Source organism: Catenulispora sp. EB89 (assembly GCF_041261445.1).
GTDB lineage: Bacteria > Actinomycetota > Actinomycetes > Streptomycetales > Catenulisporaceae > Catenulispora.
Genome location: NZ_JBGCCU010000020.1, coordinates 74,379 through 101,184, shown reverse-complemented (window position 1 = coordinate 101,184; position 26,806 = coordinate 74,379). Strand labels below are relative to the sequence as shown.

The 26,806-nt window shown below is 71.8% G+C and carries 22 protein-coding genes; 8 read left to right on the top strand and 14 right to left on the bottom strand.

All coding sequences use genetic code 11. From position 1 onward, the window contains the following. Positions 1-514 precede the first annotated feature (514 nt). From ABH920_RS34100 to ABH920_RS34075, 6 genes are all read right to left on the bottom strand, one after another. On the bottom strand, positions 515-1,588 hold the full coding sequence (locus tag ABH920_RS34100) for an N-acetylglucosamine kinase (RefSeq protein ID WP_370353362.1): 1,074 nt from the start codon (positions 1,586-1,588) through the stop codon (positions 515-517). Positions 1,589-1,692: 104 nt separating this feature from the next. After that, positions 1,693-2,727, bottom strand: coding sequence for an ABC transporter ATP-binding protein (locus tag ABH920_RS34095; protein ID WP_370353361.1), 1,035 nt, complete (start codon positions 2,725-2,727; stop codon positions 1,693-1,695). Continuing rightward, positions 2,691-3,653, bottom strand: a complete 963-nt coding sequence (locus tag ABH920_RS34090) for an ABC transporter ATP-binding protein (protein WP_370353478.1) — start codon at positions 3,651-3,653, stop codon at positions 2,691-2,693. The genes ABH920_RS34095 and ABH920_RS34090 overlap by 37 nt, the downstream gene beginning before the upstream one ends. 137 nt (positions 3,654-3,790) lie before the next feature. Beyond that, positions 3,791-4,630: an ABC transporter permease gene (locus ABH920_RS34085; protein WP_370353360.1), complete on the bottom strand. Its 840-nt coding sequence runs from the start codon at positions 4,628-4,630 to the stop codon at positions 3,791-3,793. Further along, positions 4,627-5,694, bottom strand: a complete 1,068-nt coding sequence (locus ABH920_RS34080; RefSeq protein WP_370353477.1) for an ABC transporter permease — start codon at positions 5,692-5,694, stop codon at positions 4,627-4,629. The genes ABH920_RS34085 and ABH920_RS34080 overlap by 4 nt, the downstream gene beginning before the upstream one ends. Before the next feature lie 12 nt (positions 5,695-5,706). Continuing rightward, positions 5,707-7,650 carry an ABC transporter substrate-binding protein gene (locus ABH920_RS34075; RefSeq protein ID WP_370353359.1) on the bottom strand — a complete coding sequence of 648 codons (1,944 nt, stop codon included), beginning with the start codon at positions 7,648-7,650 and terminating at the stop codon, positions 5,707-5,709. Positions 7,651-7,887: 237 nt separating this feature from the next. Here ABH920_RS34075 and ABH920_RS34070 point away from each other — a divergent pair, with 237 nt between their 5' ends. Beyond that, the gene (locus ABH920_RS34070) at positions 7,888-8,694 is read left to right on the top strand and encodes a DeoR/GlpR family DNA-binding transcription regulator (protein WP_370353358.1); all 807 of its coding nucleotides are present in this window, start codon (positions 7,888-7,890) and stop codon (positions 8,692-8,694) included. 135 nt (positions 8,695-8,829) lie between these two features. Then, positions 8,830-10,629, top strand: a complete 1,800-nt coding sequence (locus ABH920_RS34065; RefSeq protein WP_370353357.1) for an N-acetylmuramoyl-L-alanine amidase — start codon at positions 8,830-8,832, stop codon at positions 10,627-10,629. A gap of 99 nt (positions 10,630-10,728) precedes the next feature. Here the strand turns inward: ABH920_RS34065 and ABH920_RS34060 are convergent, their stop codons facing one another. Then, a complete protein-coding gene (locus ABH920_RS34060) occupies positions 10,729-11,181 on the bottom strand; it encodes a hypothetical protein (RefSeq protein WP_370353356.1) in 453 nt (150 codons plus the stop codon). Beyond that, complete coding sequence (locus ABH920_RS34055; protein WP_194914492.1) at positions 11,165-11,362, bottom strand: helix-turn-helix transcriptional regulator; 198 nt, start codon at positions 11,360-11,362, stop codon at positions 11,165-11,167. Before ABH920_RS34055 ends, ABH920_RS34060 begins: the two co-directional genes overlap by 17 nt. Positions 11,363-11,504: 142 nt before the next feature. On the opposite strand from ABH920_RS34055, the gene ABH920_RS34050 reads away from it, so the two are divergent. Further along, positions 11,505-12,536: a helix-turn-helix domain-containing protein gene (locus ABH920_RS34050; protein WP_370353355.1), complete on the top strand. Its 1,032-nt coding sequence runs from the start codon at positions 11,505-11,507 to the stop codon at positions 12,534-12,536. A 210-nt stretch (positions 12,537-12,746) separates the two neighbouring features. Here the strand turns inward: ABH920_RS34050 and ABH920_RS34045 are convergent, their stop codons facing one another. Both ABH920_RS34045 and ABH920_RS34040 read right to left on the bottom strand, forming a co-directional pair. After that, on the bottom strand, positions 12,747-13,745 hold the full coding sequence (locus ABH920_RS34045; protein WP_370353354.1) for a zinc-binding dehydrogenase: 999 nt from the start codon (positions 13,743-13,745) through the stop codon (positions 12,747-12,749). A gap of 47 nt (positions 13,746-13,792) precedes the next feature. Then, positions 13,793-14,155 carry a MerR family transcriptional regulator gene (locus ABH920_RS34040; RefSeq protein WP_370353353.1) on the bottom strand — a complete coding sequence of 121 codons (363 nt, stop codon included), beginning with the start codon at positions 14,153-14,155 and terminating at the stop codon, positions 13,793-13,795. 329 nt (positions 14,156-14,484) lie between these two features. On the opposite strand from ABH920_RS34040, the gene ABH920_RS34035 reads away from it, so the two are divergent. Further along, positions 14,485-15,228, top strand: a complete 744-nt coding sequence (locus tag ABH920_RS34035) for a G1 family glutamic endopeptidase (RefSeq protein ID WP_370353352.1) — start codon at positions 14,485-14,487, stop codon at positions 15,226-15,228. A 279-nt stretch (positions 15,229-15,507) separates the two neighbouring features. Here the strand turns inward: ABH920_RS34035 and ABH920_RS34030 are convergent, their stop codons facing one another. Next, a complete protein-coding gene (locus ABH920_RS34030; RefSeq protein WP_370353476.1) occupies positions 15,508-16,089 on the bottom strand; it encodes a TetR/AcrR family transcriptional regulator in 582 nt (193 codons plus the stop codon). Between the two features lie 83 nt (positions 16,090-16,172). Between ABH920_RS34030 and ABH920_RS34025 the strand changes: the two genes are divergently transcribed. The 3 genes from ABH920_RS34025 (at position 16,173) to metH (ending at position 22,821) form a co-directional block, all read left to right on the top strand. Then, positions 16,173-17,300: an FAD-dependent oxidoreductase gene (locus ABH920_RS34025; protein ID WP_370353351.1), complete on the top strand. Its 1,128-nt coding sequence runs from the start codon at positions 16,173-16,175 to the stop codon at positions 17,298-17,300. A gap of 236 nt (positions 17,301-17,536) precedes the next feature. Further along, entirely contained in the window at positions 17,537-19,180 is a 1,644-nt protein-coding gene (locus ABH920_RS34020) for a hypothetical protein (protein WP_370353350.1), read from the top strand. 131 nt (positions 19,181-19,311) lie between these two features. Next, entirely contained in the window at positions 19,312-22,821 is a 3,510-nt protein-coding gene (gene metH / locus ABH920_RS34015; protein ID WP_370353349.1) for a methionine synthase, read from the top strand. A gap of 44 nt (positions 22,822-22,865) precedes the next feature. On the opposite strand, the gene ABH920_RS34010 is transcribed toward metH, so the two are convergent. Beyond that, a complete protein-coding gene (locus tag ABH920_RS34010; protein ID WP_370353348.1) occupies positions 22,866-23,351 on the bottom strand; it encodes a DUF4279 domain-containing protein in 486 nt (161 codons plus the stop codon). 72 nt (positions 23,352-23,423) lie between these two features. After that, complete coding sequence (locus ABH920_RS34005; protein WP_370353347.1) at positions 23,424-24,635, bottom strand: MFS transporter; 1,212 nt, start codon at positions 24,633-24,635, stop codon at positions 23,424-23,426. 149 nt (positions 24,636-24,784) lie between these two features. On the opposite strand from ABH920_RS34005, the gene ABH920_RS34000 reads away from it, so the two are divergent. Next, entirely contained in the window at positions 24,785-25,633 is an 849-nt protein-coding gene (locus ABH920_RS34000; protein ID WP_370353346.1) for an SAM-dependent methyltransferase, read from the top strand. Between the two features lie 31 nt (positions 25,634-25,664). Here ABH920_RS34000 and ABH920_RS33995 read toward each other — a convergent pair whose 3' ends face one another. Further along, the gene (locus ABH920_RS33995; RefSeq protein WP_370353345.1) at positions 25,665-26,792 is read right to left on the bottom strand and encodes an acyl-CoA dehydrogenase family protein; all 1,128 of its coding nucleotides are present in this window, start codon (positions 26,790-26,792) and stop codon (positions 25,665-25,667) included. Positions 26,793-26,806 lie beyond the last annotated feature (14 nt).

The following is a 26,806-nucleotide window of genomic DNA, read 5'->3' as shown; positions in this document are numbered from 1 at the left end:
GACTCACTCGGGCGCCGCCGAACGGTGATGTGTGCCAGACGGCCAGACGGCCAGACGGCCACACGGCCACACGGCGACACGGCCACACAGCCGGACGGCCACACCGCCACTGGATCCGGCCCGCGCCAGCCAATCCGGGCCGCGCCAGCCAATCCGGGCCGCGCCAGCCAATCCGGGCCGCGCCAGCCAATCCGGGCCGGGCCAGCCAATCCGGGCCGGGCAAGCCGAGCCGGGCCGGGCAAGCCGAGCCGAGCCGGGCCGGGCAAGCCGAGCCGCGCCAGCCGAGCCAATCCGGCCCGCGCCAGCCAATCCGGCCCGCGCCAGCCAATCCGGCCCGCGCCAGCCAATCCGGCCCGCGCCAGCCGAGCCGCCGGCTCCGGTCGAAGGTTGCCCGGCACCGGCCAATCCCGCGCGCTGGCTGATTCCTCAGCACCGGAAAACCTGGTCCGCACCGGAAAACTGGTCCGCGCGGGCAAATCTGGCCGGCGCCCGCCAATCCCCCCAGCCAGCAGCCCTACTCCACCGCTCCCGCCCCGGCCACCGCCCCAGCAGCCAGCCGCGCGTGCACCCCGGCGTCGATCCCCGGGTCCAGCACCCGCGCCGCGAGCCAGGCCGCGCCGACTGCGCCCGGGGCGGCGAACAGGGGTGTTCCGCCGTGGTGTTCGGCGAGGCGGCGTTGGACTTCGGCGCCGATCGGGCCGGGGGCGGTCAGGAGGGAGCCGGCCAGGACCAGGGGTTCGTCGGGGTCGTCGGTGGTTAGGGCGGTGGCGGTGGCCATCAGGTGGCTGACCGCGCGGTCGACGATGCGCTGCGCCACGCGGTCGCCGGCTGTGGCCGCCGCGGATACCAGCGGCGCCAGTGCTGCCAGGGCGATCGGGGGGCCGTCGTACACCGCGTCGCGGAGGGCGGCGATCTGTTCCTCGGTGGACTGCGGGGCTGCGTCGTCGCCGGTCACCGTGCCGAGGACGGCCGAGGCCAGGAGGGTTGGTTCGCCGCGGCCGTCGAGGGCTGCGAAGACCGCGCGGACCGCCTGCCTTCCGATCCAGAAGCCGGAGCCGTCGTCGCCGACCAGCCAGCCGTTGCCGTCGATGCGGGCGGTGACCTCCTCGCCCTCGACGCGGGCGGCTATCGAGCCGACGCCGGCTATCAGGACCGAGCCGCTGGGGCGGGGGGTGCCGGCGGCGAAGGCCGTCACCGCGTCGGCGACCACCAGGACCGGGCAGGTCAGGCCGGCGTCGACCCAGGTCTTGGCCAGTGCCTCGGCGCTGGAGCCGCGGGAGTAGCGCAGGATGCCGGCCGCGCCGACCACGACGCCGGCCACCGACGCCGGGGCCACCGTGCCCAGCGCCTGGCCGACCGCGTCGCTCAGGTGCGCCACGACGTTCGGGATGGGCAGCGCCGTCGGGTTCGCCAGCCCCGTGCGCCCGCGGCCGATGACCTCGCCCTCGACCGTCGCGACCACGGCCTCCACCAGCGTCGACCCGGCCTCCACGCCCAGCACGACCCCGGTCCGGGTGCGCTCCCGGCCCGCCGGGGCGGACGTTGCGGCCGGAGTCGGTGCCGAGGCGGCGGGCGAAGCGGACGGCATGAGTCCTCCTGGCATGGACGAAAGTCCCGGTGGTGGTCGGTGCCTGACACAGTCTGGCATGCCGGACCGGGCCTAGGAACGGTTCAGGCCAGGTCCGGGACCGGTTACGGAACCCCGGTGGCGTGGCACGCGGCATGCCGCCCGGAGGCGGGCAGCGGCTCCGGGTCGACCGTCAGACACCGCCCCGCCACCCCGAGCCGCTCCGCCTCGCCGGAGGCGACAAGCGGACACCGCGGATGAAAGCGGCAACCGGCGGGAATCGCCGCGGAATCCGGGGTCTCGCCGGTCAGGATCACCGGCTCCGCGCCGGACTCGGCCACGACCGACAGCAGCGCCCTCGTATAAGGATGCCGCGGCGCGGTGAGCACCTCCTCCACGGTCCCGGTCTCCACGATCCGCCCCAGATACATCACCGCGACCCGGTCGGCGATGTTCCACGCCAGCCCGAGATCGTGCGTGACGACCAGCGCCGACAGCCTGGCGCCCGCCCGCAGGTCGAGCAGCAGCTTCAGGATCTCGCCACGCACCGACGCGTCCAGCGAGGCCACCGGCTCGTCGGCGACGAGAACCTGCGGATCGAGCACGAGCGCCCCGGCGATCACGACTCGCTGGCGTTGTCCGCCGGACAGCTGATGGGGATGCAGGCCGAAGAAGCGTTCGGGAGGACGCAGGCCCGCGCGGGACAGGGCGTCGGCGACCTTGGCCTTCTCGTCGGGGAAGCCACCGAGGGCGGACTTGCCGTGGATGCGCAGGCCTTCGGCGACGGCCTCGTAGACGGTGCGGCGCGGGTTGAGGGCGCCGGTCGGGTCCTGGAGCACCAACTGCACGCCCCGCCGATAGGCCTTCAACGCGCGCGATCTATAGGACACCGGCACGCCGCTACGAAGAACCTGCCCGGCAGTAGGCACGACGAGACCGGTCAGTGCACGCGCCAGGGTCGACTTGCCGCAGCCGGATTCGCCGACCAGGGCCACGATCTCGCCGGGAGCGATGTCGAGATCGACGCCGTCGACGGCGCGAGCGCGGCCGCGACCATTGCGGGCCCGGTAGCTGACGGAGAGCTCGCGGACAGATAACACCGGCGCCGCAACTATCTCCGTACTCACAACGCCTCCCGCACAACGTCCATCCGCACGCACGCCGCCGTCCGCCCATCCCCAGCAGCCGCCAACGCCGGCTCGGCCACCCGGCACTCCTCAGCGGCGAACGCGCAGCGCGGCGCGAACGCACACCCCTCCGGCAGCCGCGCCGGATCCGGTGGATCGCCGGGCAGCCCGCGCGGCCCGCGCCGCGAAGCCGCGTCGCCGATGCGCGGGAACGCCCCGGCCAGCGCGCGGCCGTACGGATGCCGCGCATCGGCGAAGACCTCGCGGGCCGGGCCTTCCTCGGTGATGCGTCCCGCGTACATCACCGCCAGCCGGTCGCAGTGCTCGGCCAGCACCGCCAGATCGTGGCTGATCATCAGCAGGCTGATGCCGTGCTCGGCCACCAGCTCGCCGATCAGCCGCAGGATCTGCGCCTGGATCATCACGTCCAGCGCCGTGGTCGGCTCGTCGGCCACGATCAGCCGCGGCGCGCACGCCAGCGCCATCGCGATCATCACCCGCTGCCGCTGCCCGCCGGACAGCTCGTGCGGATATGCCGACGCACGCGCCGCCACCAGCCCCACCTGGTCCAGCAGCGTCGCCACCCGACGGTCGGCGGCGGCGCGGCCGACGCCGCGATCGTGCAGCAGGATCGGCTCGGCGATCTGGTCGCCGACGCGCCGCACCGGGTTCAGCGAGTGCATCGCGCCCTGGAACACGATCGAGGCCTCGGCCCAGCGCACGGCCCGCAGTCGGCCCCAGGTCATGGTCTGCACGTCCGCGCCGTCCAGCAGGATCCGCCCCGAGACGTCCGCCGACTTCGGCAGCAGCCGCAGGACCGCGCCGGCCAGCGTCGACTTGCCGCAACCGGACTCGCCGGCCAGCCCCAGGCGGCCGCCGACGGGGAGTGCGAGGTCCACGCCGCGCACCGCCGAGACCGGTCCGGCCGCCGTTTTGTAGGAGACGCGCAGGTCTTCCAACCTGAGGACGTCGTGGCCCGGCGCCGCATCGCCGAGGGCGCCGTGGCCCGATGCATCGCCGAGGGCACCGTTGCGAAGGGCACCATCGCCGAGCGTGTCGCCGGCATCATTCCGGGCTGCCTCGTTCACATCCTCGTTCACATCCGCTCCTGAAGCCGCGGGTTCAGCACCTGCTCCAGTGCCCGCCCGACCAGCGTGAAAGCCAGCGCCACCGCGACGATCGCGGCGCCCGGCGGCAGCAGGATCCACCAGTCCCCGGCGCTGACCGCCCCGACCGCCCGCGCCAGCTGCAACGTCGTGCCCCAGGAGACCTTCGTGGGATCGCTCAGCCCCAGGAACGCCAGCGTCGCCTCGGTCAGGATCGCCGCCGACACCGTCAGCGTGGCCTGGGCCAGCATCAGGGGCATGACGTTCGGCAGGATGTGCCGCCGCATCACGTGCCAGTGCCCGCCGCCGAGCGCCCTGGCCCGTTCGATGTACGGCCGCGACTCCACCGACAGCGTCTGGGCCCGCACCACGCGCGCCGTCGTCGGCCACGCCGTCACGCCGATCGCGATCACCACCGTGCTCACCCCCGGTGTCAGCACCGACGCCAGCGCCGTGGCCAGCACCAGCACCGGCAGCACCAGGAACCAGTCGGTGACCCGCATCAGCACCGTGTCCACCCAGCCGCCGAAATGCCCGGCCGCGACGCCGACCAGGGCCCCGATCCCGACCGCCAACAGCGTGGCCAGCAATCCCACGGTCAGCGAGATCCGCGCGCCCCAGATGGTCACGGCGACCATCGAGCGGCCGTAGGCGTCGGTGCCGAGCAGGAACCGCCCCGACGGGGCCTGCCGCGGCATCCCCGGCGCGAACACCGCCGAGAGGTCCTTGGAAGAAATGAACAAGGGAGCTGCCAGCGCGGCCAAGGCGGTCAGCGCCAGGAAGCCCAGCCCGGCCATGCCGGCGCGCCGGTGACGGAAGTCGGTGATCACGAGGTGCGCACTCTCGGGTCGAGGATCGGGATCAGCAGCTCGGCCAGCAGGTTCATCACGATCACCGCCGCCGCGAAGAAAATGAACAGCCCCTCCAGCAACGGCTGGTCCGGCACGGTCAGCGCCTCGTAGAACAGCGAGCCCAGGCCCGGCCAGGAGAAGATGGTCTCGGCCAGGATCGAGCCGGACACCGCGGTCCCCAGGTTCAGGAACACCAGCGTGACCGCCGGCAGCATCGCGTTCGGCACGGCGTGCTTGCGCCGCACGTCGTCCTCCCGCAGGCCCTTGGCGCGCGCCGTGGTGAGGTAGTCGGCGCCGATCTCCTCCAGCAGCGTGGCGCGCATGGTCAGCAGGTACTGCGCGTAGAGCACCGCGACGAGTGTCACGCAGGGCAGCACCAGGTGCCGGAAGTGGTCCCATACGACAGGGAACAAGCCGTGCACGTTCGGCGAGCTCATGCCCCCGGTCGGGAACAGGCCCGGGATCGGGCCGAAGCCGACGCCGAACACCACGATCAGGATCAGCGCGAGCCAGAACGTCGGCATCGACCACAGCACCAGCGCGACGGCGGTGTTCGCGCGGTCCGCGCGGCCGCCGTGCTTCCACGCCGAGCGCACGCCGATGCGCAGCCCCAGGAACGCCGCGATCAGCGTCGCGGTGCCGACCAGGTAGACCGTGGCCCACACGTGGCTGCCGATCAGGCTGCTGACCGACGTCTTGTACTGGTACGACGTGCCCAGGTCGCCCCGGGCGATCCGCGCGGTGTAGTCGCCGAACTGTGCGATCAGCGGCTTGTCGATCCCGAACTGGTGCCGCAGCGCCGCCAGCTGCGCGGCGTCGACCGCCCGGCCGCGGGTCAGGGCCCGGACCGGGTCGCCGGGCACCACCCGGAACAGGAAGAAGCCGGTGACCACGACGGCCAGCATGCTCACCAGCGCGCCGGCGACGCGGCCCGCGGCATACCGCACAGGGATGACGGGCCCGCGCCGCCGGACGCCGGCGGCCCCTGAGGGAGGGGGCACGGCCGCGGCGTCCCCCGACGGGGGAACTGCGGGGACGGTGATCGACACGATCGGCTACTCGCGTTCCTCGGCCGACGCGGTACGCCGCCGCCGCGTCAGCACCAGGCCGCCACCGCCCACGATCACCACGACCGCGATGACGATCCCCGCGATCAGGCCGGTGTTCGAGCTCGATGACGAGGACTTCGAGGAGGACGCCGAGGCGACCGCCGGCTTGGCCGACCAGAAGGACCAATAGCCGTCCTGGCCCCAGTAGACACCGTTGGGCTGCGGCTGCTTCTCCCAGGAGCCGATGACGTCGGAGCGGTAGGCCTCCAGCACGTCCGGGTAGTACAGGACGTTGATGTAGGCGTCGGTGTAGAGCGCCTGCTCCATCTGCTTCACGTCGCTCGCGCGGGTCGCCGGGTCGTACTCGGAGATCTGCTTGGCATACAGCGCGTCGTAGTTCTGGTCGCAGATGAAGTCGTCGCCGTTGAGGGGCCCGCCGGGCTTGGCGGGGCGGCCGTCGCACTTTTGCAGGGACAGCACGTAGTCCGGGTCCGGGTTCACCTGCCAGCTGTCGAAGGCCAGGTCGAAGGTGCCGGCGGTCTCGGTGTCGGAGAGCTTGCCCTGGTCCATCACCGAGGTGGTGGTGGCGATGCCGACGGCCGTGAGGTAGTCGCTGACGAAGGCTGCGTTCTGGGCGTCGTCCGGCCGGTTGGTCTCGCCCAGCAGGCGCAGGGTCAGCGGCTTGCCGTCGGGCATGGTGCGCATGCCGTTCGAGCCCTTCTTGAACCCGGCGGCGTCCAGCAGCTGGTTGGCCTTGTCCGGGTTGTAGGCGTACGCCGTGGAGGGATCGGGGGACCAGTGGTAGGCGGCGAAGGCCGGGGGTATGTAGCCGCCGCCGGTGACGCCGTGGCCGCCGAGGGTCTTGGCGACCAGCGTCTTGGTGTCGATGGCGGCCATCAGGGCCTGGCGGAACTGCTGGTTCCGCAGCGCCGGGCTGCCGTCACCGAAGGTCTGCCCGCTCGTCGTCGTGGCGCCGGGGTTGATCGCCAGCGCGTAGAACCGCTTGCTGGGGGCGTCGTTCGTGACGATGTCCGATTGGCCCTTCAGCGACTCGTACTGTGCCGGCGTCAGACCGCTGACGAAGTCGACCTCGCCCTTCTTCAGGGCCTCCACTTCGGCGTCGGCGTCCTTGTAGAACTTGAACACCAGGTGGTCGAAGCCCGGCTTGCCGCGCCAGTAGTTCGGGTTGGCGTCCAGCGTGAGGTACTGGTCCTTCTGGTATCCGGTGAGGATGAACGGCCCGTCGCCGACCACCGGGAACTGCGCGTCGTTGGCGAACTTGCCGATGTCGGCCACGTGCGCGGCCCAGACGTGTTCGGGCACGATCGGAACGTCCAGCGCCAGCATCGTGGACTGCGGCTGCTTCAGGGTGATGACCAGCTGGTTCCCGGTCGCCGTGACCTTGGCGAAGTTGGCGACGAAGGTGCCGTTCGCGGTGGCGGCGTCGGTGTTCGTCATCATCAGGTTGTAGGTCCACGCCGCGTCGTCGGCCGTGACCGGCTGGCCGTCGGACCACTTCATACCGTCGCGGATGGTGAAGGTCCAGGTCAGCTTGTCCGCCGAGGTGGTCCAGGAGCTGGCCAGGCCGCCGATGGCGTGGTCGTCGGCGGCGTCGTAGTTCGTGAGGAAGTCGTACATCAGACGGTGGATGTCGGTGGGCAGTGCCCGCTGCGCCAGGAACGGCGAGAGCGAGTCGACGCTGCCGGTGGTCGCGACGGTCAGGGTCTTGCCGCTGGGCGCCGCCACGGCGGTCGGCTCCGCCTGAGGATAGGAGCTCTGACCGGAGGTCCGACCGGAGTTAAGACTTGCGGTGTGACTGTAAGAACTGCGCGCCTGTGCCTGTGCCTGCGCCGGCCCGGACGCGGCGGCGGCCGGAGCGCTCAGCACCGCCATCCCGGCCAGGGCCGCCGCCAGGGCGAAAGCACGTCGTCGGGGGAGCGGGAGGGGCATGCGTCCTCACAAACGGTGTGGATGGTGCCGTGCGGTGTGACGACTCCGCGTGGGGTGTGCGCCGAGTGTGACAACTTCCTCAAGGAGTCGTCAAGACTCCACGTTTTGCTCGCTCAACAAGCCACATAATCCGCAGCTGATGCCGGAGGTCGCCGTACCAGCGGGCGTGAACCCCACTACTCTTGGGGCTGCGCGCGCCCGCGCGCGATCGCCCGGCCAGCTGTGGAGTCCCGACGGATGAAGGAAGAACTGCTCGACGCGGTCCTCCCCGAGGAGCGCCGTCTGCGCATCGCCGCGCAGCTGCGCCGCGACACCCGCGTGCGGGTCGAGGACCTGGCCGCACGGTACGGCGTCTCCGGCGAGACCATCCGCCGGGATCTGCAGGTCCTGGAGGAGCGCGGCATCCTGCGCCGCGTCTACGGCGGCGCCGTCGCGCAGGAGGCGCGCGGCTGGGAGCCCGGCGCCGACGAGCGCGCCATCGCCCGGCTGGATCCCAAGCGGGCCATCGCCGCGGCCGCCGCCGCGCTGGTCGAACCGGGGGAGACGCTGGTCTTCGACCTGGGCACCACGGTCGCCGAGACGGCGCGCGCGCTGCCGGCCACCTTCAGCGGCCGGGCGCTGTGCGTGGCGCTGCCGACCGCCGCTGAGCTGGCCGGCCGCGAGGGCGTGGAGGTGCACCTGGCTGGCGGGCAGGTGCGGCGCGGCGACCTGTCGTGCGTGGGTCCGGGCTCTGAGAAGTTCTTCGAGCGCTTCTTCGCCGACCGCGCGTTCATCGCGGCCTCCGGCGTGCACCTGAAGGCCGGCGTGACCGGCGACCGGCTGGAGGAGATCCCGGTCCGGCAGGCGATCCTGGCCCAGGCGCAGTCGGTGTACGTGCTGGCCGACGGCTCGAAGCTCGGCCGGGTCGCGGTCGGCCGGGTGTGCCCGCTGTCCGCGGTCACCGCGGTCGTCACCGACTCCGGCGCGGATCCGGAAGCGGTGCGTGCGCTGGAGCAGAGCGGGACCAGGGTGATCGTCGCGCCGACCGGCTCGGAGCTGGACTGACGCTCAAGGTTTTGAGATATGGGCGAAGATCCGTCAAGAATCATCATGGGTTCTTGTTGATTATGTGCACGGTTGGTGCCACCTTGTCCGGGGAGTCCCCCACACCCCCCACGACCCGGACGGTGATCGCGACCCATGATGAGACGCGAAAAGCGCAGACCCCGCGTGCGCGTGCTCGGCCTGCTGTTGTCCGCGGCGGCACTGCTGACCTGCGGGCTGAGCGGCGCCCCGGCCCAGGCCGGAACCTCGAGCGGCGGCGTCACGGCGGCGTTCGCCGCCGCCTCCCACACCTACGGCGTGCCGCAGCAGGTCCTGGAATCGGTCTGCTACCTCGAAGGCCGGCTGAGCTCGCACGGCGGCCGGCCGAGCGTCGAGGGCGGCTACGGCTGCATGAACCTCGTGAAGAACGACCGGGCTGACACGCTCGACCAGGCGGCGAAGCTGACCGGGCTGAGCGTCAGCACCCTGCAACACGACACCGCGGCGAACATCCGTGGCGGCGCGGCGGTGCTGCGTGCCGAGGCGTTGTCGCTGGCCCCGAAGCCGCCGACGTCGCTGGCCGGCTGGTACGCGCCGATCGCCGCCTACAGCCACGCCTCCTCGCGCTCGGTGGCCGGGATGTACGCCGACGCCGCGTACAACCTGATCGCCACCGGCTTCACCGGCACCGCCGACGACGGCTCCCGGATCGCCCTGGCGCCGCAGTCCGTGACCCCGGACAAGTCCACGCTGATCTCCGTGCCGCTGGCACCCGCGGCGCTCCCCACCGGCTGCACGCGGGACGGCAACGTCGACTACCCCTCGGCGATCGACTGCGTGGTGCCGTCCAGCTACGACTGCAACGTCGCCAGCGGTGCGTGCACGTACACCGGCTCGAACCGGCCGTCGAGCTACGCCATCTACGACGTGACCATCCACGACCTCGAAATGAGCGCGCTGGACGGCGTGAACGAGTTCGAGGACGCCAACAGCGGACTCAGCGTGCACTACGTCGTGGACACCGACGGCACCGTCTACCAGACGTTGCGCGAGCAGGACATCGCCTACCACGCCGGGAACTACTACTACAACGAGCACGCGGTCGGCATCGAGCACGCGGGCGTCGACGCCTCCGGCTACCAGTGGTACAACGCCACCGAGTACCTGGCCTCGGCCAAGCTGGTCGCCTACCTGGCGACCAAGTACGACATCCCGCTGGACCACGCGCACATCACCGCGCACGGCACCACCCCCGCGCCGACCGTCAGCACCTCGCCGAACCACGTCGACCCGGGCCAGTACTGGCTGTGGGACTACTACTTCGGGCTGATCCACGCGCAGGGCGTGCCCTACCCGACGGGGAACACCCCGGCCGCCGGGCTGTTCCGGGTCAACGCGGCCAGCGACCAGGCACCGCTGGGTTCGAACGGCGCTGAGACCGCCGCCAACAACAGCTTCTTCACCCTCTACACCGGTCCCAGTACCGCCGATCCGGTCATCCCCGGCGCGCCGGGCGCGGACTCCACGGACGAGACCACCAACGTCGAGACCCAGATGCCGTACTACTACCTGGCCTCCCAGCCGGACCAGGCCGGGAGCGGGATGACGATGTACGAGATCTGGTACGGCGAGAACGACCGGCTGTCCAACTCCACGCCGAGCTACTACGCCGACGCGAAGAAGGCGTGGCTGGCGGTGCCGGCCGGGTCGGCGGTGCCGGTGCACTCCTACGTGGTCAGTCTGAAGCCGACCACGACGAACGGGACGATCAAGATTTACGGCCGGCCGACGACGAGCTCTTCGTACGTCATCGGCACCGCGCCGTCCGGTTCGCTGTGGGCCGCGCCGAAGTCGGTGTTCGAGGACGGTACGCAGAACGTGTGGTTCGGGATCGACTACAACCACTGCGAGGCGTGGGTGCCGAGCTCGGAGGTGACGGTCGTCGACTGGTACTGAGCTACTGAACTGAGGTACCGGCACCTGAGCTACCGGCACCTGAGCTACCGGGACCTGAGCTACCGGGACCTGAGCTGCGGCGCGGCCGCCGCTCAGGTCTCAGCCGCGCCGGGTCAGGACGATCGTGGACAGCAGATACGTGGCCCCCAACACCCCGCACAGCCCGGCCCACGTCGTCGACTCGTGGCCGCGGATGAGCGAGACGAGGTAGCCGCCGACCAGCACCAGGGTCAGCACGTGCAGGGTCAGCGCCGACGCGCGCAGCTCGATGGACCGGCGGCGCTCGTCGCCGGTCTCGCCGCGCAGCAGCGCCACCGCCTCGGAGCGCCGGGAGCCGAAGACCAGGACCGCCGCGTAGGCGACCATGACGACCAGGCCGGATATGGCCATCCCCACGTCATGGTGGCCCAGGTAGATCGCCAGGAACACGCCGCCCATCACGGCCGCCGTCACCGGGACGGTCCACGGTCCGCGTGCTACGCCGCCCCGGCCTTTCCGCTCGTTCTCCTCCGGCTCGCCCCCGCCGGTTCCCGTGTCAGCATCCGTCGACATGGAACATCCCCTCCACCGTTGTGCCGAAATACCGCGCGATGCGGATGGCCAGCGGGAGCGACGGGTCGTAGCGGGACTGCTCGATCGCGTTGACCGTCTGCCGCGACACCCCGAGGGCCTGCCCCAGATCCTGCTGCGACAGGCCCTTCGCCTGTCGCAGGGCCCGCATGTCGTTGCGCATGCTATGGAAAGTACGCTTTACACTTCGGCGGTGTCAAACAAGCTTTACATCCGGCTCGCGATCATCTACGTGCGCGGTAGTAGTGCACTCACGTAGTGACGCGTCCTTTACGCTTCGCTTTTGCCGGACTACGGTGACAGCCGTGTCAGGACGTGGATTCCGCCCGGCCGACCCCGCTACTACGGCCCACCGTGCATACCGGCTGCTGGCGGCCGGACGGCCGGCGGCGGCGGAGCCGGTCGCGGCCGATCCGGCGGGCACCGATCCCGTGGCGGCCGTCGCCTCGGGGCTCGACGTCTCCGAGGACCAGGCGCGCGCCGGCCTGGAATGGCTGGGCGAACGGCGGCTGCTGGCCGCCGACGACGGCGTCGTCGCGCTGCCGGAGCAGGCGGTGCTGGACGTGCTGGCCCAGGCCAGCGGCGGCTTCGGGCGGATGGCCGAGGAGGTGGAGCGCTGGCGGACCGCCGTCTCCGACCTGGCGGACCTGGTCTCCGGCGCGCCGGCCGGCTTCGAGTCCGAGCGCGTGGACGTCCTGCGCTTCACCGACCGCACGGAACTGCGCCGCTGGCTCGACGACCGCGCCCTGCTCAACCGCCGCGACGCGGTGGCGATGCACCCCGCCCTCGCCCCGAACGACGTGCTCCGCGAGAGCCTGAAGGTGGACCTGGAACTGCTGCGGCGCGGCGTCGGCTTCCGCATGCTGGTGTCCCGCACCGCGGCCCGCCGCCCCGGAGCCGCCGCGTACCTCAGCGCCCTGGAACGCGACGGCGGCCAGGTCCGCGTCGCCGACGCGATCCCGCTGCGGATGCTGGTGCTCGACGGCTCGGTGGTGGTCACCCCGGGATCGGACGCGGAGCCGCCGTGCGACGTGGTGATCCGCAGCGACGTGGTGGGCCGCTGCCTCCTGGCGGCCTTCGACCACCTGTGGGTCGCCGCCGAGAAGTACGCGACCTTCGTTGGCGCCGGCGGCGACCGCGCCGAGGAGCTGACCGCGGTGCACGTCAGGCTGCTGCGGGCACTGGCCACCGGCGCGAAGGACGAGGCGATAGCGCGGCAGCTGGGGTGCTCGGAGCGGACGCTGCGGCGGCTGGTCGCGCAGACGCTGGAGGCGCTGGGGGTGCGGAGCCGGTTCGCGGCGGGGGCCAAGGCGGCGCAGCTGGGGCTGCTGGATTAGGAACCCGCGCGCCGACCCGCGCCGACCTGCACCGCACCGACCCACACCGACTCACACCGACCCGACCCACACCGACCTGCGCCGACCCGACCCACACCGACCTGCGCCGACCCCCGCCGCACCGACCTGCGCCGACCCCGACCCGCACTGACCCGCGCCATTCTGTTGCGTCGCGCCCTGCTGTTCCTGCGCCATGCCGCGCGGTCGTCCTCAGCTCCAGGGGTCGAGGGCGTGCTTACCGCTGGTCTGCCCTGCTTCGAGCTGCCGCAGCACGTCCGGCCCCTGTGCCAGGGGATGGATCCGCGGCGTGCCGGGAGGGTAGACGCCCTGGTCGATGAGTGCTTCGAGCTCCACGAGCAGGTCGGCGAAGGCGGCCGGGGCCGCGGCTGCCCAGTTGCTGATGTGCAGGCCCCTGACCTGGGCGTAGTGGGTGAAGATGAGGTCGCGGGTGGAGAGCTCGGCGTGCCCGGACGCGGCGCCGAAGACGATGACGCGTCCGGTGAACGGCTTGGCGACCGCCAGGCTGGTCCCGAAGGTGGCCTCGCCCACCGATTCCAGGACCACGTCGATGCCGCCGGTCAGCCGCAGGATCTCCGCGGCGAGGTCAGGGCGCCGGCTGTCCAGGACCTCCTCGGCTCCCAGGGCCTTGACGATCGCGTGCTTGGCCGGGGAAGCCGTGGCGATGACGCGGGCCCCGTAGTGGCGGGCGAGGCGGACCGCGGCCTGGCCCACGCCGCCGGCCGCCGCGTACACCAGCACCGTCTGGCCCGGCTCGATCTCGCCCAGCGGCTTCAGCGCCGCCAGCGCGGTGGCCCAGTTCAACACCAGGCCCAGGGACTCCGCGTCGCTCCAGCCGGCGGGCACGGGGAGCACGTCGGCGGATTGCATGGTCATGTACTGCGCGAACGCGCCCGCACCGACCCCCACGACGTGGGTGCCGATCCGAAGCGGGCTCTCGACGTCCGGTGCGGCGGCCACGATCTCGCCGGCGGCTTCGAACCCCGCCGGGTAGGGCGCCCGCGGTCCACCCTCGTACGCGCCACGGCTCTGCGTGACGTCGGCGAAGTTGACCCCGGCGGCACCCACACGGATCAGGTACTCGCCGGGCCCCGGGACCGGACGGGGCCGGTCGGTCGCAAGGACCAGATCCGTCGGACCCTCGTGCGAGTGCTGGACCAAGGCCGTCATCAGCTGCTCATCAGTGCTCATGCGCCGACGGTAGGAGGCTGACGCTTGTGTCAAGGTCAAACGGCGTCTCACGAACCGGTCGGACGGGCCCTGCGCAGGAAGGCGTCAAGGGCCTCCTGCTGGCCACTGAGGATGGCGATGCGCGCGGCGAGGCGGTCGCGGTGGTTCTGCACCTCGGCCAGGAACTCCGGGCACACCTCGTCGGATCCGACGGATCCGTCGGAGAGATGGGGCAGAAGCTCCCGGATCAGCCGCACCGGCAGCCCGGACTCCAGCAGCCCGCGGATGACCAGCACCCGGTCGATGGTCGACGGGCAGTAGTCCCGGAACCCGTTGGCGCACCGGCCGGAGACGATCAGGCCCTCGGCCTCGTAGTACCGCAGCGCGCGGGCGCTGACCCCGGTGACGTCGGCGGCTTCGCTGATCTGCATGTCCGGTGACAACGTTCGGGCCCGCCGCCGTCTTCCGGTACGCGACCAGACCGGCGCGCCGTCGTCTCACCATCGACCCCCACCATCAACGCCCACCATCAACCCCGACCATCAACCCTCAACATCGGCCGCACTGAAGCGCTCCACCACCGAAACCCCGCCCCACCAGCGCCTTTGCCATGCCTTTGCGCGTCTCACCCCCTGCCGGGGTTAGGCCGCGACCGGCCATGGCCGCCATCGGCCCGCCGCGACGCGTTCCCAACCGGCCGTTCGGTTCCGAGACTGACGAATCAGTCCCCGTCCATTAATCGGAACTGGAGATCCCCACCATGTACAGCCCCACCTTCCTCGCCGCCCGTCGCGGCCGCCTCGCCGCCGCGGCGCTGGCCTGCGCGGCGCTCACCGCCGGCGCCGGTGTCACCGGCGCCCCGTCCGCGGCCGCCCACAGCCGCATACCGGTGTCCTTCGGGCACCACCGCCACGTGAAGAGCTTCCAGGACAGCAACTGGGGCGGCTACGTCGCCACCGGAAACTTCACCAGCATCTCCGGCTCCTGGACCGAGCCGCAGGTCACCTGCAACACCAGCAACGATCTCTACGCGCCGTGGGTCGGCATCGACGGCTACGGCTCGGAGAGCGTCGAGCAGACCGGTGTGCAGACCGACTGCTCCTCCGGCAGCCCGGTCTACTCGGCCTGGTACGAGATGTACCCGGCGCAGCCCGTGTACTGGAACGACCCGGTCTCCGCCGGCGACTCCTTCACCGGCAGCGTGGTCGACAACGGCGGCGGCAACTACACCATCACCCTGACCGACAACACCGCCGGCTGGACCGAGAACACCCAGCAGCAGTACAACGGCCAGGACGCCAGCGCCGAGGCCGTCATCGAGTCGCCGACCTCCAGCTACCCGTCGTTCTCCGAGCAGGACTTCAGCAACGTGACCGTCGACGGCCAGGTCTTCGACGCCTCGAACCCGCAGGCCCTGACCAGCGGCGGCTACGGCCCCACGGCGCTGAGCAACGGCTCGTTCGCGATGGTGCCCGGTGCCGGCTTCGGCGCCCACAAGAAGTAGGATGCGCTGATGTAAGACGCTATCGGCGTCTGTGGCTGGAACGGTTGGAATGGGCCGTAGCCAGTGACGGAAGCCGGTAACGGCACGAAAGAAAGACGGACCGACCGGTCGTCGACAGCCACCGGTTCGCCATCCGGCGCCCGCCACGAGGCCTCGTGGCGGGCGCTTTCGTGTCCTGACACCCCGGTCGCCTGCTCATGGCGCGGCACCGGTCTGTAGCACTGGTCTACAACGCCGGTCTACAGCACTGGTCTGCAACGCCGTTCTACAGCGCCGTTTCTACAACGCGATCCCGGCCACCATCGTCCGGGCCAGCGCCCCGCACGTCGCGGCGTCGGCCTCCCCGGCCTGTCCGGTGATCAGCCCGAACAGTGCCCCGCCGAACAGCGCGACCAGCGTCGCCACGTCCTCCCGGGACGTCGGCAGCCCCAGCATCTGGTGCTGCTCGTACGAGTACTGGACCGCCGCTTCCCTTATGGCGTCGAACGTCTCCCGCAGCGCCGGCCGCCGCGTCGCCTCCAGCGTGAGCTCGTACACCGCCAGGTACCGCTCCCGGTGCAGCTTCACCGACATCTCCAGCGACATCGCCAGCAGCCCGATCAGCCCCTCCCGGTCCACCGGTCCGGCGACCAGGCCGTGCGCGGCGGCCATGTCCTCCTCGTGCAGCTCCAGCACCCGCTCGGCCGCGGCCCCCAGCAGCGCGTCGCGGCTCCCGAAGTAGTTGGCGGCGGTGCCGGCGGGCAGGTCGGCGGCGGCGTCGACCGCGCGGTGGCTGAAGCCGTGCATCCCGGAGGCGGCGAGCACGCGCAGCGCGCCGTCGGTCAGGGCGCGGCGGCGGGCCAGGTTCGGAGGAGGGGCCATCACCCCTGGATGTTACCGGAATCGTGATAGTACTATCGAGGTGGTACTATCGCCGTGGTGGTATCGAAACCGGGGAGGACATCATGCGGATAGCAGTCATCGGCGCCGGAATCGGGGGCCTGGCCGCGACCCGGGCCCTGATCGCGGACGGCCACGAAGTCGCCTGCTACGAACATGCCGAAGCGCTGCGCACGACCGGCTCGGCGATCACGATCTGGAGCAACGGCACCGCCGTCCTGCACGCGCTCGGCGTCTCCTACGCGGACATGGGCGCCCCGATCGACGTCCTGGGCACCCTGCGCGGCACCGACGGCCGCACCCTGATGGACATCGACGTCTCCCGCGCGGCCGTCCGGTACGGGTTCCCGCACCGCTCGACCCCGCGCCGCGAACTCATTCGGCGCCTGGCCGACGGCCTCCCGCCCGGCACGCTGCACTTCGGCCGCCGCGCGGTCGGGGTGGAACAGGCCCCTGACAGCGCCGAGGTGAGGTTCGCCGACGGCTCCGCGACCACCGCCGACCTGGTGATCGGCGCCGACGGCCAGCGCTCCGTGATCCGCCTCGCCGTGCACGGCACCGACCCCACGCGCTCGGCCGGCTGGGCCACCTGGCAGGGCCTGACCCCGGTCGACACCGAGACCACGCACTCCCGGCGCGGCCTGATGGTCATCGGCAAGGAGGGCATGTGCGGCCTGCTGCCGGCCGGGAACGGCCTGCTCCAGTGGTGGTTCGACCGCCGCTGGGACGCCGACGCCCCGCAGCCGCCCTCGGTCGCCGCGATGCTGAAGGAGCGCTACGGCCACTGGGCGGCCCGGCCGGTCGTCGAAACCCTGGCCGCCGCCGACGACTCGCACATCGAGTTCTTCGCCCACCGCCGCCAAAAGGTGACGCGCGGCTGGAGCCGCGGCCGCGTGGTCCTGCTCGGCGACGCCGCGCACACCATGCCGCCGACCGTCGCCCAGGGCGCCAACCAGGCCCTGGAGGACGCCTATGCGCTGGCCCGCGGCCTGCGCCGGACCGGCGATCTGCAAGCCGGGCTGCTCGACTACGAGCGTTCAAGGCTCAAGGGTGCGCGGATGACGCAGCGGATCGCCGGATCGGAAATGACGGACAAGTACACGCCGCTGGCGACGCGGCTCACGCCGGACGCCCTGGTCACCGGCTTCCACACGTGGTGGATCCGGGCGGTCAGCTCGATCCTGAACGAATAGGGCCCGAGGACCGGCCGGGCGGTGGCCGCGAGGGAGGCTGCGATCTGGGTCGGGACGCCGCGAGCACCCCGGCTGTTCCGGGTGGATGGGGAACAGGGCAGGATGCCCTGGTGGCAGAACCGGCGTCCGTGGCGTTGCCGGGCGGGCCGGGTGCGCCGAACGCGCGCGGCGGACCGGACACATCCAGTTCGACAGCAAGTGCAACAGCGACGGCGACTGGACTCGTCTTATCGTCTGTGCCCCTCCCGCAGAGCTCGCCGACTCCACCGGCCTGGCCCACCGAAAGCGTGCGGCTGCGGGCGGCGGCGCCCGACGCGGTCCCGGGCCCGGCCACCGTCCTGCGCCTGCTCGGCTCGGCCCGCCCGGCCGACGTCCCGCACGTCCTCGGCGCGCTCACGCCCGAGGAACTCGCCGAGGCCGTCGCGATCGCCGACCTGCCACTGGCCCCGGCGGTGGTGGCCCACGTCTCCCGCTGCGGCCCCGCGCAGGCGCGCCGCGTGCTCGCCCGACGCCTGGTCCAGCAGCCCGAACACGTGCCGCCGCGTCCGCTCACCCTGGAGGCCTATCTCCGGGCCCTGACCGAGGCCGCGGCCACCGACTACCGCGACGGCGCCGTGACCCGCCTGCGCGCCCTCGCACTCGCGGCGATGTCCGCCGGCGCGCTCACCGCCGAGCAGATCCTCGACCACACCCGGCCGGCGGCGCTGACCCTGGCGCTCGCCGTCTGCACCCCGGCCGACCACTTGCGTCCCTGGGTCCGCCGCGCGACCGGCGACATCAGGGTCCTGCTCGCGCGCCGGCTGTCCGAGGAGCTGGGCGAGGACGACCGGCGCTGGGCCGCCGCGATCACCCTGAGCGGCAGCTTCGCCGGCACCGTCGCCGAACTCCTGCGCTCCGACCAGGCCCCCGCCGGCTACCGCCGCTTCTTCGACGCGGACCACTCCGACCACGCGCCGCAGAACGTCCTGCTCGCCCTGGCCCCGCGCGGCGTCGCAGGGCGCTACCTCGCCGGGCTTGCCGGGCTTGCCGGGCTTGCCGGGCTTGCCGGGATCACCGGGATCACAGGGATCGCCGGACTGAGCGGAACCGCCGGTCTTGCCGGGGACCACCAGTGGGAGTGGATGCTCGCCAGCGGCCCGCTGAGCCGGCCGCTGGTCGATCACGTGCTCGCGCACGGCACCGCCGGCCGGCGCCGCCGGCTGCTGCGGAACGAGCTGTGCCCGGATTTCGTCCTGGAGCAGGCATCGGCCGGCTACACCCGCGACATCCTGCTGCGCAGGCTCCTGCCGCCGCACGTCCGCAGCCGCGCCTTCCACTTCTTCGACCGCGAGCCGCGCGAGGCCCGGCTGTGGGCCCGCAGCATGGCCGAACGCGGCCGGGACGAGCTCGTCGACCTCGCCTGGTCCCTGCTCGACGCCCCGGAGCTGCTGCGCCAGGTCGTCGTCGCGGCCCTGGGGCGGGCCGACCAGCCCACGCTGACCTGCCTGTACGGCGCGCTGGCCGAGGCCGCCGGGCCGGAGCCGGTCTGGGCCCTGGACCTGGAGCGCGCCGGGAGCCTGGACGCCGTGCTGCCGCCGGTCCGCGCCTCCATGGCGCTGTGCAGTGCCGAACCGCTTGTCGAGGCGGCCCGGCAGACGCCGCGCCGGCACTGGATCGACGTCCTGGACCCCGAGCAGTTCGGCTGCCAGGGGCTGCGCGCCGAGGCCGAACTCGACCGCACCGGCCACTTCCCGCTCGAAGGGCTGGTCGCCGCACACCTCGACGGTCGTGCTGACTTCTGGGCCGAGCTGGCGCGCCGGCTCGCCGCCGGAGCCGCGCCGGTGGAAGCCGCGATCGCCGGCGTGGCCGCGCTGACTGCGGTGTCGGCCTCCAGCACCTGACAACAGGCCCGCCGGGGTGACGCGCCGCCGTCGCTCCACCTGATGGACACGCCCTGTCCAGGTAAGCCTCGCGGACTACAATCGTCACCGATTGGTCAAGTAAGAGCAGCCGCTCACCCGGAGGAACCCTCATGGCCTCGACCGCCGTTATTTCCGCGCACGCCGGAAACGCCCGGATCGCCGCACTACGCGAAGCACTCCGGACCAGGGTGGTGGTGGCCGACGGGGCCATGGGCACCATGCTGCAGGCGCAGAACCCGACGCTGGACGACTTCCAGGGCCACGAGGGCTGCAACGAGATCCTGAACATCTCCCGGCCCGACATCGTGCGGGCCGTCCACGAGGAGTACTTCCGCGCCGGCGTGGACTGCGTGGAGACCAACACCTTCGGCGCCAACCACACCAACCTCGGCGACTACGACATCTCCGACCGCATCTTCGAGCTCTCCGAGGCCGGCGCGCGGCTGGCCCGCGAGGTCGCCGACGGTTTCGCCACCGCCGACAAGCCGCGCTGGGTCATCGGCTCGGTCGGACCCGGCACCAAGCTGCCGTCCCTGGGCCAGATCGACTACCCCACGCTGCGCGACGCCTACCAGGCCGAGGCCGCCGGGCTGATCGCCGGCGGCGCCGACGCGCTGCTGATCGAGACCAGCCAGGACCTGCTGCAGATCAAGGCCGCGGTGCTGGGCGCCAAGGCGGCGGCGCGCGCCGCCGGGATCGACGTCCCGGTGTGGGCCTCGGCGGCGTTCGAGACCACCGGCACGATGCTGCTGGGCACCGAGGTCGGCGCGGCGCTGACCGCGCTGGAGTCCCTCGGCATCGAGCGCATCGGGCTGAACTGCTCCACCGGCCCGGCCGAGATGAGCGAGCACCTGCGCTACCTGGCCAAGCACTCCACGATCGGCCTGTCCTGTATGCCGAACGCCGGGCTGCCGGTGCTCACCTCGGACGGCGCGCACTACCCGCTGAGCCCCGAAGAGCTCGTGGACTGGCACGAGCGGTTCGTCGACCAGTTCGGGATCGCGCTGATCGGCGGGTGCTGCGGTACCACGCCGGAGCACCTGCGGCAGCTGGTGGACAGCCTCGGCGGCCGCGAGGTGCCGCAGCGCGCGCCGCAGCGGGAGCCGGGGGCGTCCTCGCTGTACCAGCACGTGCCGTTCCGGCAGGACATCAGCTATCTGGCGATCGGCGAGCGCGCCAACACCAACGGGTCCAAGGCGTTCCGCGAGGCGCTGCTGGCGGAGAACTGGGACGCGTGCGTGGAGATCGCGCGCAACCAGATCCGCGACGGCGCGCACATGCTCGACCTGTGCGTCGACTACGTGGGCCGGGACGGCGTCGAGGACATGAAGCAGGTGGCCCGCCGGTTCGCGACCGCCTCGACGCTGCCGATCGTGCTGGACTCCACCGAGCCGCAGGTGTTGCAGGCCGGGCTGGAGACGCTGGGCGGCCGGGCCGTCATCAACTCGGTCAACTACGAGGACGGCGACGCCCCGACCTCGCGGTTCGCGCGGATCATGGAGCTGGTGTCGGCGCACGGGGCCGGCGTCATCGCCCTGACCATCGACGAGCAGGGGCAGGCGCGCACCGCCGAGCACAAGGTGGCGATCGCCGAGCGGCTGATCGAGGACATCACGGGGAACTGGGGCGTGCCGGAGGACTCGATCCTGGTGGACTGTCTGACGTTCACGATCTGCACCGGGCAGGAGGAGTCGCGGCGCGACGGCCTGGAGACGATCGAGGGCATTCGGGAGCTGAAGCGGCGGCACCCGGACGTGCAGACCACGCTGGGGTTGTCGAACATCTCCTTCGGTCTGAACCCGGCCGCGCGCCAGGTGCTGAACTCGGTGTTCCTGCACGAGTGCGTGGAGGCCGGCCTGGACTCGGCGATCGTGCACGCCTCGAAGATCCTGCCGATCGCCCGCATCCCGGAGGAGCAGCGCAAGGTCGCGCTGGACCTGGTCTACGACCGGCGCGCCGAGGGTTACGACCCGCTGACCCGGCTGCTGGAGCTGTTCGACGGCGTGGACGCGGCGTCGCTGAAGGCCTCGCGCGCCGACGAACTGGCGGCGCTGCCGCTGCAGGAGCGGCTCAAGCGCCGCATCATCGACGGCGAGCGCAAGGGTCTGGAGGCCGACCTGGACGAGGCGCTGACCGAGCGGCCGGCGCTGGAGATCGTCAACGAGGTGCTGCTGGACGGCATGAAGACGGTCGGCGAGCTGTTCGGCTCCGGGGAGATGCAGCTGCCGTTCGTGCTGCAGAGCGCCGAGACGATGAAGACGGCGGTGGCGCACCTGGAGCCGCACATGGAGAAGTCGGACTCCACCGGCAAGGGCACGATCGTGCTGGCCACGGTGAAGGGCGACGTCCACGACATCGGCAAGAACCTGGTCGACATCATCTTGTCGAACAACGGCTACAACGTGGTCAACCTCGGCATCAAGCAGCCGCTGCAGACGATCCTGGACGCCGCCGAGGAGCACGCCGCCGACGCCATCGGGATGTCCGGCCTGCTGGTGAAGTCCACGGTGGTGATGAAGGAGAACCTGGAGGAGATGAACACCCGCGGCGTGGCGGGGCGCTGGCCGGTGCTCCTCGGCGGCGCGGCGCTGACCCGGGCCTACGTCGAGCAGGACCTCGCCGCGCTGTACGACGGCGAGGTGCGCTACGCCCGCGACGCGTTCGAGGGCCTGAACCTGATGGACGCGGTCGCGGCGGTGAAGGCCGGCGTCCCGGGCGCAGCACTGCCGGCCCTGCGCCCGCGCCGGGTGAAGGCCTCCGGGCCGCTGCGCGAGATCCCGGACGAGCCGATCCCCGCGCGCTCGGACGTGGCACTGGACAACCCGATCCCGACGCCGCCGTTCTGGGGCGACCGCCTGGTCCGCGGCATCCGCCTGGCGGAGTACGCGCCCTACATCGACGAGCGCGCACTGTTCCTCGGCCAGTGGGGCCTCAAGCCGGGGCGCGGCTCAGGCGGGCGGTCGTACGAGGAACTGGTCGAGACCGAGGGCCGCCCGCGGCTGCGGATGTGGCTGGAGCGCCTGCAGACGGAGAACCTGCTGGACGCGGCGGTCGTGTACGGCTACTTCCCGGCGGTGAGCAAGGGCGACAGCCTGCTGATCCTCGACGAGAGCGGCGAGCAGCGCACGAGCTTCACGTTCCCCAGGCAGCGCCGCGACCGGCACCTGTGCCTGTCCGACTTCTGGCGCCCGCAGGACAGCGGCGAGGTGGACGTGGCCCCGTTCCAGCTGGTGACGGTCGGTGGCCGCATCGCGGAGGCGACCGCGGAGCTGTTCGCGGCGAACTCCTACCGCGAGTACATGGAGCTGCACGGCCTGTCGGTCCAGCTGGCCGAGGCGCTGGCCGAGTACTGGCACGCGCGGGTGCGCGACGAGCTGGGCTACGCCGCGGAGGACCCGGACTCGACGGAGGGGTTGTTCAAGGTGGAGTACCGCGGGTGCAGGTACTCGTTCGGGTATCCGGCGTGCCCGGACCTGGAGGACCGGACGAAGATCGTGGAGCTGCTGAAGCCGGAGCGGATCAACGTGCTGCTGTCGGAGGAGTACCAGTTGCATCCGGAGCAGTCGACGGATGCGATTGTCGCGCATCATCCGGAGGCTTCTTACTTCAACGCTGGGTGAGGTGCTGCGGTCTGGCGCGGAGCTCGGCGCGCCGGCGCGGGCGGTCAGTCGTCGTCCGCGCTGTCGCTGTAGTCGTACTCGTCGACGTCGAGCACTGCGCCGGTGGCCTGCAAGAACTCCAGGACGGTGCGGTCCAAGTGCCACCCCAGCAGGTCGTGGCCGTCGATCATCTCGGGCGGCGTGCTGGCGAGGCGGTCCTGTCCTTCGTCGTGGTTGAACTTGCGCACGATTTCCAGGACGGCGCTGGTGTCTTTACCGCCTTGAGCGTCGAGCTGCCGCGTCAACGCGGCGATCGTGCCGACGTGAGGTGCGAGCCGTTCCATGATGCGCTCGACTTGCTGGTCCACACTCATGGCGGGATCGCGGCAGACGATCCTCCACCCGTGGAAGGCCGGACGGGGCCGCGGTTCGCCCCGGCGACTTCCCCGCACGTCGATCTCGTCCGGATCGATGCCCAAGGCAGCCGTCATGGCGGCGGCCGGGGTGGCACGGCTGAACAGCCCGAAATAGGCGTACTGACTGATGAGCATGCCCGAAGGATAGAAGTCGCAGCGGTCTGCGGCTCGGCAATATCGCGGTGGCCGATGTGACCGCCGCGCCGGTCACCCCTCCGTAGCCAGTGCCTCAGCCTCCGCGGCCCGAGGCCCGGTCACCCCGTGCACGGCGTCCGGCGCGTTCCGGCCCAGCAGGCCGCCGCCGAGGGCGACCATGCCGGCCAGTACCGCGACCGCGCAGAAGGCCACGCGCAGCGAGGTCAGGTCGGCGATGCCGCCGATCATGCCGGGGGCGGCCATGCCGGCGCCGTAGGCGATGGTCGCCACGCCCGCGACGCCGAGGGTGGGGTTGGGGCCGGCGTGGCCGGCGGCGGCGAAGGCCAGGGGGACCACCACTGAGACGCCGATGCCGATCAGCATGAAGCCGATGACGGCCGGGACCGGGCTTTGGGCCGCGACGACCAGTACGCCGCCGAGTGCGCCGAGGATCCCGCAGGCGCGCACTGTCATGGCCGCGCCGAGGCGCCCGACCACCGCGTCGCCGGACAGGCGGCCGGCGGCCATGGTGAAGGCGAACATGCCGGTGGTGAACGCCGCCTCGGCCTCGTCGCCGTGCAGGACGCGGTGCATGTAGACCGAGGACCAGTCCTGGGCCGCGACCTCGGCGTAGATGCCGCAGAAGCCGACCAGGCCGATCAGCAGGATCACGCCGCGCGGGATCACGAACAGCGGGACGTCCCCCTTCTTCTCCTCGACCAGGCCGACGTCCGCGTTGGTGGTGTGGAAGCCGTACGCGCCACAGGACACCGTCACCGCCAGGACCGCCGCCGCGACGGCGAAGTGGACGCGGGCGTCGACGTGCGCGTGCGCGGCCAGCGAGCCGGCCATCGCGGCCACCAGGACGCCGCTGCTCCAGGTGCCGTGCAGGCCGGACATGATCGAGCGGCCGTGGCGCTTCTCGACCAGGATGCCCTGGGCGTTCATCGCCATGTCGGAGGTGCCGCCGAGGGCGCCCAGCACGGTCGTGCAGAGCGCCAGGGTCAGCAGGTTCGGGACCCAGGAGGCCGCGACCACGACCGCGAGGTTGGCGGTGATCAGCGCCTGCGCCGTGGCCCGGGTGCCGAAGCGTGCCACCGCGCGGCCCGCGAACGGCATCGTGGTGATGGCCCCGATCGAGGTCATGAGCAGGGCGATGCCGAGTTTCCCGGCGGACAGGTGGAGGTGGTCGGACAGCCACGGCAGCCGGGAGGCGAACGTCCCGGAGGCCGCGCCGTGGGTGGCGAAAACCACCGCGACGGAGCGTCGTTCCTTGTCCCACATGTGCCGTCTCCGCCCCTGGCCTGGTCCGCCCCTTACCGCCGTGGATCTTATCGTCACATTAAGCGGCGTGGACCTGAGTAAAGTTTTGGCTAAGCTGGGCACTTCGAGCGCTGACAACCAACCTTGGGCACGGCCCGCCAGGAGGGTGCATGGCCGAACACGAAGGACTGGGCCCGCTGCCGCCGCTGTTCGACGTCCCGTACCCGCGGCCCCCGGCCCCGCTCGACACCGACACCCCGCACGTCGCGCGGCTCTACGACTTCCTGCTCGGCGGCAAGGACCACTTCCGCGCCGACCGCGCCGCCGCCGAACTCCTGCTGCGCGCCAACCCGTACTTACGCGACACCTGCCGCGAGCAGCGCGACTTCCTCCGGCGCGCGGTCCGGTACCTGGCCGGGGCCGGCGTGCGCCAGTTCGTCGACATCGGTACCGGACTGCCCTCGACGCTGCCGACGCACCAGATCGCGCGCTCCGTGGAGCCCGCCGCCCGGGTCGCGTACGTGGACAACGACCCGATCGTGCTGGCCCACGCGCGGGTCCTGCTCACCGACGGCGGTCCGGGGACCGCATTCGTCGAGGGGGACCTGCGCGAGCCCGAGGCGCTGCTGCACGACCCGGTGCTGACCGGGCTGATCGAGCTGCGCGAGCCGGTGGCCATGGTGGTCACCGGCTTGCTGCATTTCCTGCCGGACCATGAACAGCCCGCCAAGCACCTGCGCACGCTGATGGACGCCTGCGCCCCGGGCAGCTTCCTGGTGCTCACCCACGGTGCGACGGACCTCGCGGTCGAGCTGTCGCGCGCCACGGCCGCGGCGTTCCGGCAGTCCGCGATCCCGTGCCAGGCCCGGGACCGCGAGGAGGTGCAGGACCTGCTGGCGGACCTGGAGCCGGTCGAGCCGGGACTGGTGCCGATGGCGGCCTGGCGGCCCGAGGGGCCGGTGACGCGGGCGATGCGGGAGCGGCAGATTGCTTATGGGGCGGTGGCGCGGAAGGGATAGGGGTAGCAGGGGGCTGTAGTCGGGCGCGGCCTCAGGCCGCGTCCGCGTCCAACACCTGCACCGCGACCAACTCCTCCAGATACCGCGCGTCCCACCAAGCCATCTGCCACTGCTTGGCCCGCCGGAAGTACAACTGTGTGTCGAACTCGACCGTGAACCCGTTGCCGCCGAAGATCTGCTGCGCGGTCGCCGTCACGTCCCGGAACGTGTCCCCGGCGAACAGCTTCGCCATCGGCGCCAGCTTCGCCGTGGAACGCCCCGCGTCCCGGGCCCACGCCGCCTCCCACACCAGCGTCTCGGCACCGTCGACGACCGTCACCGCGTCGGACAGGTAGTGCGCGATCGCCTGGAACGCGCCGAGCGGCTTGTCGAACTGGTGCCGGGTCAGCGCGTAGTCGACGGTGAACTCCAGCGTCCGGCGGGCCGCGCCGGAGGCCTGGGCCGCCGCCAGCACGATCGCGTCGTGCATGACCGCGTCCCACACCGCCCAGCCGCCGCGGATGACGGAGTCCTGCGGGACGAATACGTCCTCGAAGTCGATCCGGTACTGCGTGTCGGAGGCGATGGTGAGCTGCTGCGTGCGGCTGACGCCCTCGGCCGCCGGGTCGACGAGCAGGAACACCACCTCGCCGTCGGCTTCGTCCCGTGCCAGTACGAGTACTCGCTCGGAGCTGCGTGCGTAGGGGACGTGGCGCTTGACGCCGGTCAGCCGGTAGCCGCCGTCCTCGGCCGCGACCGCCTGCGCCCGCACACCCTTGGGCCCGCAACCGCGATCCGGCTCCAGCCACGCCACAGTGAACACCCCGGTCCCGGAGGCGATCCGCGGCAGCCAGCGCTCCTGCTGCTCGTCGCTGCCGGCGGTCGCCAACACCCGGCCGGCCAAGACCGTGCTGGCGAAGTGCGGCGAGGGCACCAGCGCACGTCCGAACTCCGCGTACACCACCGCGGCGTCCAGCAGCGTCATCTCCGTGCCGCCGTGCTCCTCGGGCAGCCGCATTCCGTGCAGGCCGAGCTGCCCGGCCTGCTTCCAGAAGTCCTCCGGGTAGCGTTTGGGGTCGTTCTCCAGGTCCCGCACGGTCGCGGTCGGCACGTGCCTGGCGCACAGGTCCCGCACCGTGTCCCGCAGCAGGATCTGCTCGTCGCTGAAGTCGAGGTCCATCGTCAGGGCCTTCT

What these genes read in the sequence shown, in the direction of transcription:
- metH (WP_370353349.1), top strand. Translation starts at nt 19,312, where the DNA reads ATGGCCTCGACCGCCGTTATTTCCGCGCACGCCGGAAACGCCCGGATC.
- ABH920_RS34025 (WP_370353351.1), top strand. Translation starts at nt 16,173, where the DNA reads ATGCGGATAGCAGTCATCGGCGCCGGAATCGGGGGCCTGGCCGCGACC.
- ABH920_RS34060 (WP_370353356.1), bottom strand. Translation starts at nt 11,181, where the DNA reads ATGTCGACGGATGCTGACACGGGAACCGGCGGGGGCGAGCCGGAGGAG.
- ABH920_RS34035 (WP_370353352.1), top strand. Translation starts at nt 14,485, where the DNA reads ATGTACAGCCCCACCTTCCTCGCCGCCCGTCGCGGCCGCCTCGCCGCC.
- ABH920_RS34000 (WP_370353346.1), top strand. Translation starts at nt 24,785, where the DNA reads ATGGCCGAACACGAAGGACTGGGCCCGCTGCCGCCGCTGTTCGACGTC.
- ABH920_RS33995 (WP_370353345.1), bottom strand. Translation starts at nt 26,792, where the DNA reads ATGGACCTCGACTTCAGCGACGAGCAGATCCTGCTGCGGGACACGGTG.
- ABH920_RS34005 (WP_370353347.1), bottom strand. Translation starts at nt 24,635, where the DNA reads ATGTGGGACAAGGAACGACGCTCCGTCGCGGTGGTTTTCGCCACCCAC.
- ABH920_RS34010 (WP_370353348.1), bottom strand. Translation starts at nt 23,351, where the DNA reads ATGCTCATCAGTCAGTACGCCTATTTCGGGCTGTTCAGCCGTGCCACC.
- ABH920_RS34065 (WP_370353357.1), top strand. Translation starts at nt 8,830, where the DNA reads ATGATGAGACGCGAAAAGCGCAGACCCCGCGTGCGCGTGCTCGGCCTG.
- ABH920_RS34030 (WP_370353476.1), bottom strand. Translation starts at nt 16,089, where the DNA reads ATGGCCCCTCCTCCGAACCTGGCCCGCCGCCGCGCCCTGACCGACGGC.
- ABH920_RS34045 (WP_370353354.1), bottom strand. Translation starts at nt 13,745, where the DNA reads ATGAGCACTGATGAGCAGCTGATGACGGCCTTGGTCCAGCACTCGCAC.
- ABH920_RS34055 (WP_194914492.1), bottom strand. Translation starts at nt 11,362, where the DNA reads ATGCGCAACGACATGCGGGCCCTGCGACAGGCGAAGGGCCTGTCGCAG.
- ABH920_RS34100 (WP_370353362.1), bottom strand. Translation starts at nt 1,588, where the DNA reads ATGCCGTCCGCTTCGCCCGCCGCCTCGGCACCGACTCCGGCCGCAACG.
- ABH920_RS34075 (WP_370353359.1), bottom strand. Translation starts at nt 7,650, where the DNA reads ATGCCCCTCCCGCTCCCCCGACGACGTGCTTTCGCCCTGGCGGCGGCC.
- ABH920_RS34040 (WP_370353353.1), bottom strand. Translation starts at nt 14,155, where the DNA reads ATGCAGATCAGCGAAGCCGCCGACGTCACCGGGGTCAGCGCCCGCGCG.
- ABH920_RS34070 (WP_370353358.1), top strand. Translation starts at nt 7,888, where the DNA reads ATGAAGGAAGAACTGCTCGACGCGGTCCTCCCCGAGGAGCGCCGTCTG.